Source organism: Acinetobacter sp. ANC 3832 (assembly GCF_002135415.1).
Taxonomy (GTDB): Bacteria; Pseudomonadota; Gammaproteobacteria; order Pseudomonadales; family Moraxellaceae; genus Acinetobacter.
On record NZ_NEGJ01000001.1, the window covers coordinates 194,600 to 209,522 of the forward strand.

The 14,923-nt window shown below is 39.6% G+C and carries 11 protein-coding genes and 4 tRNA genes; 9 read left to right on the forward strand and 6 right to left on the reverse strand.

Translation table 11 applies throughout. The annotated features are described in order from the left end of the window. The first annotated feature begins 5 nt into the window (after window positions 1-5). On the forward strand, window positions 6-491 hold the full coding sequence (gene ybeY / locus B9T35_RS00925) for an rRNA maturation RNase YbeY (protein WP_086189261.1): 486 nt from the start codon (window positions 6-8) through the stop codon (window positions 489-491). A gap of 130 nt (window positions 492-621) precedes the next feature. Next, window positions 622-906 carry an antibiotic biosynthesis monooxygenase family protein gene (locus tag B9T35_RS00930; RefSeq protein WP_086189262.1) on the forward strand — a complete coding sequence of 95 codons (285 nt, stop codon included), beginning with the start codon at window positions 622-624 and terminating at the stop codon, window positions 904-906. A gap of 161 nt (window positions 907-1,067) precedes the next feature. Here B9T35_RS00930 and dmpG read toward each other — a convergent pair whose 3' ends face one another. The 5 genes from dmpG to B9T35_RS00955 form a co-directional block, all read right to left on the reverse strand. Further along, window positions 1,068-2,087 (reverse strand): 4-hydroxy-2-oxovalerate aldolase, encoded by a 1,020-nt coding sequence (dmpG, locus tag B9T35_RS00935; protein ID WP_086189263.1) that lies wholly within the window; start codon window positions 2,085-2,087, stop codon window positions 1,068-1,070. A 10-nt stretch (window positions 2,088-2,097) separates the two neighbouring features. Beyond that, entirely contained in the window at window positions 2,098-3,006 is a 909-nt protein-coding gene (locus tag B9T35_RS00940; protein ID WP_086189264.1) for an acetaldehyde dehydrogenase (acetylating), read from the reverse strand. A gap of 38 nt (window positions 3,007-3,044) precedes the next feature. After that, the gene (gene mhpD, locus B9T35_RS00945; RefSeq protein WP_086189265.1) at window positions 3,045-3,866 is read right to left on the reverse strand and encodes a 2-keto-4-pentenoate hydratase; all 822 of its coding nucleotides are present in this window, start codon (window positions 3,864-3,866) and stop codon (window positions 3,045-3,047) included. A 627-nt stretch (window positions 3,867-4,493) separates the two neighbouring features. Continuing rightward, entirely contained in the window at window positions 4,494-5,162 is a 669-nt protein-coding gene (locus B9T35_RS00950; protein ID WP_086189266.1) for an HAD-IA family hydrolase, read from the reverse strand. A gap of 232 nt (window positions 5,163-5,394) precedes the next feature. Beyond that, window positions 5,395-6,357, reverse strand: a complete 963-nt coding sequence (locus tag B9T35_RS00955) for an RluA family pseudouridine synthase (protein ID WP_086189267.1) — start codon at window positions 6,355-6,357, stop codon at window positions 5,395-5,397. A gap of 817 nt (window positions 6,358-7,174) precedes the next feature. Between B9T35_RS00955 and B9T35_RS00965 the strand changes: the two genes are divergently transcribed. The 6 genes from B9T35_RS00965 (at window position 7,175) to B9T35_RS00990 (ending at window position 13,464) form a co-directional block, all read left to right on the forward strand. After that, on the forward strand, window positions 7,175-10,594 hold the full coding sequence (locus tag B9T35_RS00965; RefSeq protein ID WP_086189268.1) for an Rne/Rng family ribonuclease: 3,420 nt from the start codon (window positions 7,175-7,177) through the stop codon (window positions 10,592-10,594). A gap of 206 nt (window positions 10,595-10,800) precedes the next feature. After that, the gene (locus B9T35_RS00970) at window positions 10,801-12,642 is read left to right on the forward strand and encodes a long-chain-acyl-CoA synthetase (protein ID WP_086189269.1); all 1,842 of its coding nucleotides are present in this window, start codon (window positions 10,801-10,803) and stop codon (window positions 12,640-12,642) included. Between the two features lie 198 nt (window positions 12,643-12,840). Beyond that, window positions 12,841-12,916 (forward strand) — tRNA-Lys (locus tag B9T35_RS00975). A gap of 21 nt (window positions 12,917-12,937) precedes the next feature. Continuing rightward, a tRNA-Lys gene (locus B9T35_RS00980) sits at window positions 12,938-13,013 on the forward strand. 64 nt (window positions 13,014-13,077) lie between these two features. Beyond that, a tRNA-Lys gene (locus B9T35_RS00985) sits at window positions 13,078-13,153 on the forward strand. Between the two features lie 235 nt (window positions 13,154-13,388). Then, window positions 13,389-13,464, forward strand: a tRNA-Lys gene (locus B9T35_RS00990). 139 nt (window positions 13,465-13,603) lie between these two features. On the opposite strand, the gene B9T35_RS00995 is transcribed toward B9T35_RS00990, so the two are convergent. Further along, window positions 13,604-14,308 carry a hypothetical protein gene (locus B9T35_RS00995; protein ID WP_086189270.1) on the reverse strand — a complete coding sequence of 235 codons (705 nt, stop codon included), beginning with the start codon at window positions 14,306-14,308 and terminating at the stop codon, window positions 13,604-13,606. A 340-nt stretch (window positions 14,309-14,648) separates the two neighbouring features. On the opposite strand from B9T35_RS00995, the gene B9T35_RS01000 reads away from it, so the two are divergent. Continuing rightward, window positions 14,649-14,915: a PspC domain-containing protein gene (locus B9T35_RS01000; protein WP_086189271.1), complete on the forward strand. Its 267-nt coding sequence runs from the start codon at window positions 14,649-14,651 to the stop codon at window positions 14,913-14,915. Window positions 14,916-14,923 lie beyond the last annotated feature (8 nt).

Consider the following 14,923-nt stretch of genomic DNA (forward strand, 5'->3'; position numbering starts at 1 on the left):
TGGTTTTGAAGCTTAGCTTATCGTTACAACAATCGTTTGAAGCACCTGAATTGGTGCTCAAACGTGCGTATATTAAAAAAGTAATTGAAACATCGTTACGCCATCTTGATTATCAACAAGATACTGAAATTGGTATTGCCTGTGTCGATAATGAAGAAAGTCATAAACTGAATTTAGAGTATCGTCAGAAAGACAAATCAACCAATGTTTTGTCTTTTCCAAGTGATATTCCAGAAGAAATTTTACCGATGCTAGATGCATTTCCACTCGGTGATTTAGTGATTTGTATTCCTGTGGTTTTACAAGAAGCGATTGATCAGCAAAAAACACCGATTGAACATTTTACCCATATGCTTGTTCATGGGGTTTTACATTTAATGGGTTATGACCATGAAACTTCAGATGAAGATGCTGAGGAAATGGAAGCTTTTGAAATTGAAATTTTAGCTAAATTAGGATTTGAGAATCCTTATCTTGTGAAAGAAGATTGATTTTTCATTCCAACTTTCTCTTTTCAGGGACGGTTGGAGTGATTCTCTAGACAATCACTTAAATAAAGAAGAAAGCAAAGTCATCACGTAACTGTTTTAAAATAAAAAAGAATCTTATAGAAGCCTAATTATGAAATACGTCGTTATATTCAAAGCACAAATTAATATTTTGGATGATGAATATTTTCAAACAGCCCAACAATTACGTGAAAAAGCGATCAAGTATTTTAATTGTCAAAAATTTGAAGCAATTTCTGAACAAGGTTATGAGATTGCACTCTCTTATTGGAATTCTCTAGAAGATATAAAAGCGTGGTCTACAGATGCGGAACATGTTGTAGCTCAGCATTTAGGAAAAGAAAAATGGTATGAAGATTTTAGTGTGGAAATTTGTGAGATTTTAAGAAATTATTAATTGAATGACTTTTTATTAATTTGGTTAACGATTTAGACTATCATTTGATGGTTCCAACTTATCCATAGCCTCCAAATATATGTTTTAACTATAAAAAAATAAGCCCTCAATAAAGGGCTTACTTGATTCAAAATCATTTTATATAAAAATAATTTTGAATATTAAACGCTGGCTTGTTTCGCTTTAGACATGGTTAATGCTAAATCTTCAATCATGTCTTCCTGACCGCCAACCGTGCCACGGCGACCCAATTCCATCAAGATATCCCGTGCTGATACGCCATATTTCGCTTCGGCACGTTTTGCAAACAATAAGAATGAAGAATAAACACCTGCATAACCTAAAGTTGCAGCATCACGGTCTGCACGAATAGGATTCAGCATCATTGGAATCACAAGATCTTCGGCAACATCCTGAACTTTAAACAAGTCCACACCTGTTTCCATTTGCATACGGTTTGCAACCGCAATAAACAGTTCAAGTGGTGTATTACCTGCGCCAGCACCTAAGCCTGCTGCAGCCAAATCGACACGAATTGCACCTGCTTGAACGGCTGCAACTGTATTGGCGACGCCCATACCTAAGTTATGGTGACCATGGAAACCAATTTCGATATCTGAAGCTAAGCTTTGACGTAAAGTCTCAACTCGAGCGGTGACATCATGCGGCAACATATACCCTGCTGAATCTGTCACATAAATACAGTTCGCACCATAAGACACCATTTTATTGGCTTCTTCTAGCAGCTTCTCTGGTGTCGCCATATGCGCCATCATTAAAAAGCCAACCGTATCCATACCCAATTTTCGTGCAGCAGTAATGTGCTGTTCAGAAACGTCTGCTTCTGTTGAATGCGTTGCAACACGAATGGTCGATACACCAATCTCATGCGCCATGTGCAAATGATCAACCGTACCAATCCCAGGGATAAGCAATGCCGAGATTTTGGCATTTTTCATACGAGGAACAACAGCAGATAAGTATTCTTCATCTGTCGCAGCAGCAAAACCATAGTTTACAGATGCACCACCAAGGCCATCACCATGTGTTACCTCAATTAAAGGTACGCCTGCATCATCAAGTGCCGTTGAAATGGCAATCATTTGCTCTACAGTGGTTTGATGGCGCTGTGGATGCATACCATCACGTAAAGTCATATCGTGAACAATAATCTTAGACATGGTCTGCTCCTTAGGCTTCAGCTTTCGCTGTTTGATTGGCAATTAAACGCTCTGCAAACATTTCTGCAGTACGTGCAGCAGCAGCAGTCATAATGTCAAGGTTACCTGCATATTTAGGCAAGTAATCCCCTAGACCTTCAACTTCCATAAACACTGAAACACGGTTGCCATCAAAAACAGGACCATTTACAAGTTTATAACCTGGTACATATTTCTGAACTTCAATGATCATGGCATTGACTGATGCAATAATCGCGGCTTGATCTGGCTCGCCTTCAACCAAACAATGCACTGTATCACGCATCATCAATGGTGGCTCGGCAGGGTTAATAATGATGATCGCTTTACCTTGTTTTGCACCACCAACCTGCTCAATTGCACCTGCAGTCGTACGAGTAAACTCATCAATATTTTTACGTGTCCCTGGACCCACCGATTTGGTTGATACGGTGGCAATAATTTCACCATAGCTCACAGGTTGAATTCGTGAAATAGCAGCAACCATTGGAATGGTTGCCTGACCACCACAAGTCACCATATTTACATTCGGTAATTCACCTTGTTCAAGCAATGCTTCAAGATTTACTGGTGGTACACAGAAAGGACCAATCGCAGCAGGCGTTAAGTCAATCATTTGTACGCCAAGCTCATTCAGCTTACGGCTATTTTCAGCATGGACATATGCAGACGTTGCATCAAAAGCAATCTGAATATTATCTTCCAGTACGTGTGGCAATAAGCCATCCACACCTTCTGCTGTAGTTTTTAAACCCATTTTTTCAGCACGTGCCAAACCTTCAGAGATTGGATCAATCCCCACCATCCATACTGGTTCTAACCATTCGCTACGTTGAAGTTTGTAAAGTAAATCTGTTCCGATATTACCCGGACCAATCAATGCACATCTAATCTTTTTCATGAATGTACTCTCTAAAATTCTGATTTCTACAAAAAGCCTTACTCAGCAACAACAGCTGCAGCGAAAGCTGCAGTGACTGAGCCAAAGCCTTCAATTTCAACTTTAAATTCATCACCTGGGTGTGCGACCACCATTGGGCCAAGCGCACCTGTTAAAATGATGTCACCAGCTAAAAGTGGGCGTCCACGACGTACCATTTCATCTGCTAACCAAACTGCGGCATTGAGTGGATTTGCCAAACACGCTTTACCAACACCTTGAGACACGACCTCTTCACCACGTGTCATGGTCATTTTGCAATTGACTAGATCAAGATTTTCAAGCTTTACGGGTTGAGAACCTAAAACATAGGCTGCTGATGATGCGTTATCTGCAACGGTATCAATCAACGAAATTTTCCAATTTTCGATACGACTATCGACTACTTCCACAGCAGGCAAGGCATATTCAGTTGCGCTGATGATGTCTGCGTAGGTATGTTTTTCTTGGGTTAAATCTTTATTGATGATTAAGGCGATTTCAGCTTCAACTTTAGGTTGAATGAGTAAACCAGCAGGAATGGCTTCACCATCACCATATGCCATGTCAGCGAAAAGCATACCGAAATCAGGTTGATCCACACCAAGTTGAGCTTGAACGACTTTTGACGTTAAACCAATTTTACGTCCAACTAAACGTCGTCCTTCTTTGAGCGCTCGTTGGGTATTTAATTCTTGCGCTGCATATGCAATATCAACATCTGCACTTTCACCCCCTAATTGTGGGCGAATCGGTGCAATCGCAGTTTGAGTTAGCTCGGCTTCTCTCAGGGCTAAAGCAACTGATTCAACGCTTGTTTCAACAACAGCAGAATTCGACATCAATGTTTCCTTAAACTGCAAAAATGGACTTATACCGTTTTAGATGAAAATGACTGACTCAGATTTAAATACTCATATTTTGAAATTAAGATTTAAAAACACTTATTGATCCAATCAATCAGGATGGTCAAACGTTCTCTGATCATTAAGATCATCTATAAAACGCGTATGCCTATAAACAGTTTAAGAATCGGGAAAATGGCGGTTTTATGCCAATACTTATTTTATTTTTTACAATCGTTAGAACCTATAAATTGTTTTAATTTTTTTGATCAAAATAAATAGCTTAAAAAAATGAAATAGAAATACACCTAAATCACTCGGAATTCAGCTTTTGTAGATGTGAGTAAAAACGATCATCTACGACTAAAAGATAATAAGCGTGAAGGATATTAGACAGCTTGTATGAGTACTCATAAACGTTTTGATTTTTATATTTAAAGAGAAATTAAAAAGCTTTTTCTAAATGTTCAGCCAAACGTTACGCAGCAATAGATAAAGTTACTCATGAATGATGCTTAATTAATAGAGTCATCGAATCGTATGGCTTAGATTATATTTTCTTATTATTCACCATTAAGTTTAAGGCGTATATCCATATACGCCTTGAAACGTCATTCGCTTTGATTAAGCGACATCAGAAGCATTGACTTGCTGATTTAAAAACTGGTGTAAAGCAGGTACATCCTCAACAATTACTAGTGGATTGAATTGCTGTAAAGTTGCAAGCGTATGTACACCATAACTCACCCCGACTCTTGGCATTGCAATATTTCGCGCCATTTCCAAATCGTAAGAAGTGTCACCGACCATAATCGCATTCTCAGCTTTGACACCTGTAAACTCTAGAATTTCAGCGAGCATCAATGGATCAGGCTTAGACTTCGTTTCACTGGCTGCACGTGTAATTTCAAACAGTTCCATACTTTGAGTCTGATTCAAAACCCGATCTAAACCACGACGGCTTTTACCTGTCGCCACAGCAAGTTTTACACCCTGCGCTTTTAAATCAGTTAACATTTCTGAAACGCCTGCAAACCAACGATCATCTTTGGAATGTTCAACATAATGATCGCCGTAGCATTTTAAAATATCAGCATGTAGCTCAGGTACAGTTGAAAATAAAACGTGTGCAACCTCAGGTAAACCTAAACCAATAATACTTTTAGCATCCGCTTCTGTCAGGGGTTGATCAAACTGTTTTGCAGCAAACATTAAGCTCGCGACAATTTGTCCGACTGAATCAAATAGTGTTCCATCCCAATCGAAAACAATCAGTTCCACAGGTTTTTGCATGATAACTCCAAGATTTGATTCAACTCATCCCCTTTTCTTTGAGAAGATGAGAAGCACTGCTTTGCAAGAGAGAAGTTTTATATTGATATCAATCTTCCCGAGTACCACTTTATTAAAAATGTGTGTCCCCTCCTTTATCAAAGGAGGGTTAGGAAGGATTAAATGATTAGATGAAAATCACAATTTATCCCCGTCCAAGAATAGGGATAAATTTAAAATTAATATGGCACCATTATTCATCCAAATTCGTCGGTGTATCTTTGTCTTTCTTTTGCGCACGAAGTTGAGCAATCAAACTTTGCATATCTTCAGGCATCGGCGCTTCAATCACAGGATAGCCTGGAATTTCTAAACGCATCGCATGTAGACACAAACGACGTGCTTTTGGCCCACGATATTCAGTTTCATGACCATATTTATCATCACCAATCAGTGGATGACCAATACTCAAACCATGCACACGAATTTGATGGGTACGGCCTGAAAGTGGCGATGCATAAACCAATGTCGCATGCATAAAACGCTCTTGCACATTCCACTGGGTTTTTGACTCTTTGCCTTCTGATGACACACGTACACGACGCTCACCATTGGATAACTCATAACGGTGCAATGGCTGATCAATCAATTGACGATCTAAACTCACTTGCCCTTTAGTAATCGCAGCGTAGGTTTTTTTAATCTTATGTTCACGTAAAAAATCTTGTAGCGCTTTTAGCGTACTACGTTTTTTAGACACCATCACCAAACCGGAGGTATCTCGGTCAATACGATGAATCAGTTCTAAATATTTCTTCCCCGTTGCCGCACGTAAACCTTCAATCAAACCATACGCTACACCACTACCACCGTGCACAGCGATGCCTGAAGGTTTATTCACCACCAATAAACCTTCGTCTTCATAGATGACTCGGCTTAATAAACTTTGTGCGACCTTGTCTGAAACAGGCGCAGCTTCTTCCTTTTGCTCAAAGAAAATCGGCGCAACACGAATTTGATCACCAATGGCTAATTTGGTTTCAGCTTTAATGCGCTTTTTATTTACACGAACTTGACCTTCACGAATCAAACGATAAATACGACTTTTTGGTACACCTTTTAGACGACTAAACAAAAAATTATCAATACGTTGACCCGATTGATATTCATCAACTTCAAACCAAGTGACACTCAGCCATTCTTGCGTAGAATTCATACAGTTACTATGACCCAATAAAAACGAAATTTGATTAAAAACTGATCATTTAGACTATACTTTTCATACAAAATAGCAGTATAGCCCATAGGCAGATGATGCAAGGTTTGCTATAGTCAGCGCACGGATACCACCGTAAGTGAACTTTATTCGCGTTATTTCAAAAACTTTTAAAACAAAACTTTTTTGAAATACCAAACTCAATGAGTTGTTCACCAAAAGCTCGGAATGGTCCCAAAAGAATATGCCGACGCCGAAGGCTTTATTATATCGGCAAAAAGACAAACTGTTGCGTTTAATTGTGCTTCATGTACAAAAATCAGTTTGTTTAAAAATATATGTCGCCAAACTGGTAGTTATCCAGCGGTTGGTTTTTAAACATAAACTGATACACATCAGACAAGTCGCTTATGAGTGTAATTCAGGACTTAAGTGTTTGAGGCATTGGAACTGCACAATTTGTAAAGATACGATGATAATTCCGTATCAAGGCGCGCTCTACAAATAGAGAGTTGCCCTTCGAGCAATGTGACAGTGAAAGACGATGAAATTCAGTCATCCAATGCACCACTTTCAAGTACCAGTGAAAACTCAAAGACTTTAATGATTTAATGATAAGTTGAATAGTTAAAGCAGTATTGCCAACATCAATACAACGACTCAAACCCAAACCCTATTTCAAAACATAGGTGACAGGTAAATCGCTTAAAACATGTTGATGTATCCATGATTTAAGTTTTGATTCGCAAAAGTAGGATGTTCGCTTCACTAGAAATAAGCGAGTTGTTGGTGTGGATCACTATTAGGTGTTACCCCCATGAAACGTATGTTGATTAATGCAACCCATGCCGAAGAAGTTCGCGTTGCACTCATCACTGGTCACCGTCTTTACGATTTTGATTTAGAGAATCGTACTCGTGAACAAAAGAAAGCCAATATCTATAAAGGTCACGTGACTCGCGTTGAACCTTCTTTAGAAGCAGTATTTGTAGAATACGGTGCAGGTCGTCAAGGTTTCTTGTCGATGCGCGAAATTGCCAATACTTACTACAAAGCTGACCCTCGTCAAACGTCAAACATTCGTGAACTCATCACTGAAGGCACTGAACTTCTTGTTCAAGTTGAAAAAGAAGAACGTGGCAACAAAGGTGCTGCACTTTCGACTTACATCTCTTTAGCAGGTCGTTATTTGGTTCTTATGCCAAACAACCCTAAAGGTGGTGGTATTAGCCGTCAAATTTCAGGTTCAGTTCGTGAAGAATTGAAAGAAATGTTGGCAACATTAAATACCCCTCGTGGTATGAGCGTCATTGTTCGTACAGCGGGTATCGGTCGCTCAAAAGAAGAATTACAACTCGACTTACAACACTTGTTAGACCTTTGGACACAAATCCAAAGCACAGCAAGTTCAGGTCCATCTCCCATGTTGGTTCACCAAGAAGCAGGTGTTGTAACACGTGCTATTCGTGACTATTTACGTGATGATGTTGCAGAAATCTTAATTGATAATGAACAAGCTTATGGCGAAGCATATAACTTCGTTAAAGCAGTCATGCCAAGCCAATTAGACAAATTAAAAACCTATACTTTAAATGAGCCATTGTTTGCTCACTTTGGTATCGAAAGCCAAATTCAAACGGCTTATGAACGTGAAGTTAAACTTCCTGCTGGGGGTTCAATTGTTATTGATCAAACTGAAGCTTTGGTTTCAATCGATATTAACTCTGCAAAATCGACTCGTGGCCATGATGTCGAAGAAACTGCTTTAAGTACCAACTTAGAAGCTGCTGAAGAAATTGCACGTCAATTACGTTTACGTGATATTGGTGGCTTGGTTGTTATCGATTTCATCGACATGACCAAAGAACGCAACCAACGTATGGTTGAAGCAAAACTTCGTGAAGCAACTCAAAGTGACCGTGCACGTATTCAATTCGGTCAATTGTCACGTTTTGGCTTAATGGAAATGAGCCGTCAACGTTTACGCCCTTCATTAGAAGAAGCCACTGGTTATGTGTGCCCACGCTGCCATGGCACAGGCATGGTTCGTGACTTACGCTCTCTTTCTCTTTCAATTATGCGTAAAGTGGAAGAGATTGCATTACGTGAACGTCAAGGTGAAGTTCAAGTTGAAGTTCCTGTAGAAATTGCAGCGTTCTTATTAAACGAAAAACGTCATAGTCTTGTTTACTTAGAACAAACTTCAAATGTACGTGTGACTGTATTACCACATCCACATTTAGAAACGCCACATTACGAAATTTCGTTTAATCCAGAAGGTTTTGCGCCAACAAGCTATGAACGTACTGAAGCAACACGTTTAAGCGAAAAAGAATTGGGTTACGAATCTTCTGAATGGCATTTAGAAGAAGAACATACGCACCCCGTTGCAAATTCTGCTCAAAATAATAAGCAACAGAAAAAGCAACAACCTGCTCAACAGCAAAATGTTCAGCAACCTGTGCCTCAAGCTCAAGTGGCTGTGCCATCTTCTAGCCCATGTGCATGGTTAGAAAATTTGTTTGTTCAAAAACAAGCTGCGACTGTAGATCAATCACGTACTGCAAATAATGCTGCGGCTGCGATTGAACAAATGATTAATGGTGGTGCTGTAAGCCGTGGTCAAATGGGTCAAGTGGCAACACCTGCACCTGTCCGTACCGAAGTTGCTCCTGCTGTTGTTGAAACGAATAATGCTTATATCGCCAATACTTCTGCGCCTAAACCAGAAGCACGTGATTATGCTGATCGTAACGCTGAGAAAGATGATAAATCTCAGCGTACCAACAATAGCAACAACAAAAAGCGTAATAACAATAACAACAAGCACAAAGAACAGCGTGAACCTGTACAAGAGCCTATACAGCATCAAGTACATGAAGAAGTTGTGCAAATCTCTCGTCAAGAGCAACGTCAGGAACAGCGTGAGCAAAAACAACGCCAACCTAGACCGCCACGCAATGAGCAACGTCAAGAACAACGTGAGCAACCGTTCGAAGCTCAACAAGTTGAACAGCAAGCTGTGCCACGTCGTGACCGCAACAGCCAACGCCCACAACGCCCAAATCGTCACCGCGATCAAAGCGTGTTGAATGAGCCTGCTCAAGAACAAGCAGCGGTTACTCCTGTTCAAGCTCAACAACAACGTCAAGCTGAAAACACACAACAGATTAAAGTTGATGTGATTGATGTGCCCCGTCATGAAGCAATGACGACTGCACTTGTTGTCAATATCGATCAAGCGCAAAGCGAAATTATGGCATTGAACAAAGCTGTTCAACCTGCTCCAGTGCAGCAAAAACAAGCTGAACCTGTTGTAACGCCAGTTGCTATTCAAGCACCTGTTGAAAAAGCAGAAAAAGTGCAAATTGCTCCTGCGGTTCATGCACCAGTAGAAAAACAAGTTGAGTCACAACAACCTGTTAAACGTGCAAGCAATGATCCACGTCAAAACCGTCGCCAACAACGTGAAGCTGCTAAAGCAAAAGTAACAGCACCGAAGTTAACGCCATCACAAGTACCAACTTTGTCTCAGTACACTGTAGGAAGCTTAATTCGTCATGTTTATGGTGAAGATTGTTCAGTGTTAATTGAGCAATTTGGCTTAATTCCAACATTCAACCGTGCATTATTAAAATTCACGGAAGAGTTTGCAGCAACATTAACAGTTGATGCTGTGGCTGAAGAAGCTGAGCAAAAACCTGTTACACGTGATGTTGTTGTGACTCAGGTTAAACATGAAGTAGAACCTGCACCAGTGTTAGCTTTAACACCGCCAGAGTCTGTTTCAGACAACCGTGTTGCAAATGACCCACGTGAACGTCGTCGTTTAGCAAAACAAGCGGCTGAGCAAGCATTTGAGCAATCAAAGCATGCACCAACAGAAGCAACAAGCACAACTGAAGTGAAAGCAGAAGAAGCTCCTGTAGAAGCAACGACAACAACTCTTAACGTTGAAGAAGCTAAAATAGAAGCACCTGTTGCTGTTGAAACAGAAGTTCATGTCGTTGCAGAGCCCGTTGTTGAAAGTAATGTGACTGAAGTTGCCATTGCTGCACCGACAAAAGAAGAAGTGAAAGCGGCTAAAATCGCTGCCAAAGCTGAAGCTCAACAAGATTTAGCTTTAGAAACAGCAGCTAAAGATGAAGCCAACGACCTTGTGGACACAGATGATAAACCTGCCCGTCCTCGTCGTCCTCGTGGTCGCCCTCCAAAAAAAGCGACTCCGGCTGAATAACTGACATAACTTCAGCCAAATAATAAAAACCCAGTCATTTCGATGACTGGGTTTTTTTGATATGTTAATAAGATTTTTTAAATACTTTTGTCAAATTAGGTTGATTGCACTAGACCTAAGACTATAAAAAGACAACTGTAAGAATGGCTGCAAAATATATTGCGAACAAATAGATTTATTGGACTACGAAAAAGAATAGGATGAATATGAGCCAAATGCCACAGAATGATCTCATCAGTATTACTGATGTCGCAGCACGATTACCTAAATTTCTAAATAAAGTACCGAACTTAGTTTCAGGTCTTAAAGAAGCTTATTTACGTACACCTAATACACCTGCTGGTTTAGGCTTAGCCTTTGAAAAGGCGGTTAAACGCAATCCTTATGGTGATGCCTTATTATTTGAAGAACAACGCTATAGCTACAGTGACCTGAATGATTGGGCAAACCAACTCGCACATTACTACCTTTCAATTGGTGCAACCAAAGGCGATGTAATTGCTCTTATCGTTGAAAATCGACCTGAATTGATTGCCAGTGTGATTGCACTTGCAAAAATTGGTGTAACGACAGCACTGGTGAATACCTCACAAACAGGCAAAATTTTGACTCATAGCATTAACCTCGTAAAACCGATTGCGGTGATTGTTGGTGAAGAGTGCCGTGCTGCTGTAGATGAAATTCGTTCAGATCTGAATATTAGCAATGATCGTTTTCATTGGTTTGCGGATCAACCCACACGCCAAGATGTTGGTCAAGCACCTCAAGGCTTTATCAACCTTGCAGAAAAAGCCAATCAGTTTCCAAAATTTAATGTACCAACAACACATCGTGTTAAAGGTAAAGATGGATTGTTCTACATCTATACCTCGGGCACAACTGGTTTACCTAAAGCTGTGATCTTTACCAATAGTCGTTGGACTTTGGCGTATGGTACTTACGGACATGTACTGAATTTAAACGAAGATGACGTGATGTATTGTACTCTACCGCTTTACCATGCAACAGGCATGGTAGTGTGCTGGTGTGGCGTGATTGCAGGTGGAGCAACCCTTGCAATACGACGTAAATTTTCAACTTCAGCATTCTGGACTGATGTACAAAAATTCAATGCATCTGCGATTGGCTATGTCGGTGAGCTTTGCCGTTACCTAATTGATGCACCACCGTCTGATATTGATCGCGCACATCGTGTTAAAAAAATGATTGGTAATGGTATGCGCCCTAATATTTGGGGCAAATTTAAAGAACGTTTCGGTATAGACGAAATTCTAGAGCTCTACGCATCCAGTGAAGGTAATGTTGGTTTTAGTAATATCTTTAACTTTGATAATACAGTTGGTTTCTCACCAACGCCTTATGCCATTATTGAATTCGACAAAGAGAAAAATGAACCTATTCATGGATCAGATGGCTTCTGCAAGAAAGTAGAAAAAGGTGGTGTCGGCTTATTGGTTGGCAAGATTACCAGTCGCTCGCCATTTGATGGCTATACAGACCCTGAAAAGAACAAATCCGTGATTATGAAAGATGTCTTTAAAAAAGGTGACTCTTACTTTATTACAGGTGATTTAGTTCGTGATATCGGGTTCCGTCATGCACAATTTGTCGATCGTTTAGGCGATACCTTCCGTTGGAAAGGCGAAAATGTTTCAACCACTGAAGTGGAAAACATCGTTAGTGACTACCCTAAAATTACCGAAGCTGTGGTTTATGGTGTAGAAATTCCAGATACCAATGGTCGTGCAGGCATGGCTGCCATCACATTACATGATGGTGACGTACTTACCGAGCAAGATTTAACTGACATGGTCACGAATTTTAAAAAGAACTTGCCTGTTTACGCCATCCCTGTATTTTTACGCATTCAAAAAACCGTTGAAACAACAGGTACATTTAAATATCAGAAAAACAAATTGAAAGAAGATGGTTTCGACATCAATAAAGTTTCTGATCGTTTATTGGTTTTACTACCAAGTGCAACTGCCTATTGCAACATCTCGGCTGAAGTTTTTGCCAATATTGAAACGTACAAATATCGCTTCTAATAGGTTTTCACACAAATTTAAGCAATATTTGCTTAAATTTGTGTTATTTATAACCGAACGTTGCAAAGTTTTATAATTTCCTCTTGCGCTCTATCAATAACTTGCTAAAATACGCTCCATCAAAACGAAGTGGTGTTTAGATAAAACTTTTGTTTTTCTTGCACTGCATATTCAACCAAATGGTTGAATATTGGTTCAGGGTCGTTAGCTCAGCTGGTAGAGCAGCGGACTTTTAATCCGTTGGTCCCGCGTTCGAATCGCGGACGACCCACCACTTATTTTGATACTCAGAGATGGGTCGTTAGCTCAGCTGGTAGAGCAGCGGACTTTTAATCCGTTGGTCCCGCGTTCGAATCGCGGACGACCCACCATCTTATAGCTTCAAACACGAAGCTTTTTTGTTTTATGAAACTCATAAAACAATACTCCCTGAATGGGTCGTTAGCTCAGCTGGTAGAGCAGCGGACTTTTAATCCGTTGGTCCCGCGTTCGAATCGCGGACGACCCACCATTCTTTCTTCAAGCTTCTTTCTGTACTTCACTTTTAGTGCTATAGTTTTTCAAACTATTTAGAAATGAAACTTGCAAATATTCCGACCAAGACTTATTCATCCCCGTTCGGTTGATTCGCCATTCTCGAAATTTTGCTTCAATTGTTTGTTCAAGGTATTCATCCAATAGTGCAAAATAAGGTATTTTGATATACCTAAAAAATCATAGATTTTTGTTGCATTCATCCTTGTTCAGGGTTGTTAGCTCAGTTGGTAGAGCAGTAGACTCTTAATCTATTGGTCGTGGGTTCGAACCCCACACAACCCACCAGATATTTGATATAAAAGATACATTCAGAGCCTTTGCTTAAATGAAGAAGGTCATTTAAAATTTTTATTCTATTTATAAACTTAGCTATAAGCGATCACGATAAAGCACAGCTAAAGTTAGATGAGCATACGATAAGCAACTAAGACCCTGAATATTTTTTAAGAACATAAGCTTGTAATGGTGCAGGATTGCCTGCTGAAAAATAAGCCTTATTGACTGTCAATATTTTATCTAAGTCCATGACCAAATTGTTTTCTGAATTCACATGAAAATAAACCTCCATACCATTCTCATGCTTAATCACAATTTCTTGGTTTTTTTGATCATAAGACCACTGATTTTTCTGATAAGACTGATTTTCAGAAAGTGTATTCCCTTCATGATTCATCTTACCCAAATACATTAAAGTACGATGTGCTGAGCCATCAGGCAAAAGATTTAAAATAAATTCAGCATTGCCCTTTTCACATAACGCAAAAGCATCCTCACAACTGATATAGGCATGATAACGCCCTACAAATGAGCGTGCATTTTCAGGTAATGATTCAGTAGACGTGGCTTGTTCATCAGCAGTATCGACATTCATTGGTAAAGCTGCTGCCTGCCCCGCGACTTCTGTTAGCTTTTTTCCCTGATCTTCCACATCAATTTCATCTTGTACAACAGGTGAAGATACAGCTTCGATCTGTAATGGAGCTGAAACAGCTTGAGCATTAGAATGAGCTTGTTGATTTTTCTGATGATGAGATTGTGAGGAGTCACATGCACTCAAGATAAAACTGGTACACAGACTAAAGCAAAACAAGCGACATGGAACATGCCTACGAACCGTGGGAAACATCATCTTAAAAACCAAAAACAAGCTGGGTTATTGAACCTGACAACGGATATTTAATATTTTGAATATGGGTATAGTATTATTTTCCTGCCCAACTACAAATCAAAGCCGCTATAATTTTACAAAAGTATAATAGAGATACATTTTTAGCCCTTATTTCTAGCTCAATATACAACAATAGATTTTGATCAAATCTCTTTTAATTCTGATATTTGTATTTTTAAATTTTGTAAAAATTTTTACGTTGATAGGCTTTAAAAAATCAATGGCAAACACCATGTATATAACATGCAGAGATTAGATCACTTCTATCTCTAGCACCCTATTTATCTTTAAGGAGATTTTGATGACCAAATCTGGTTTATATCGTTCTAGCCGACATAATATGATCGCCGGTGTTATGGGCGGTATTGCTGAGCGTTTTGGTTGGAACGTCACATTATTACGCATTATTTTCGTAATCGTTTCATGTATGAGTGCTGCTTTTCCTGGCATCTTGGTTTATTTGGTACTGTGGTTGTTAATTCCAAAACAAGAATTACAACTCAACGTACCACCTACAGGTTATCAACAACCAGTCAGAACCATACATGAAGATGGCGTAAGACGTTAATCCTTAAA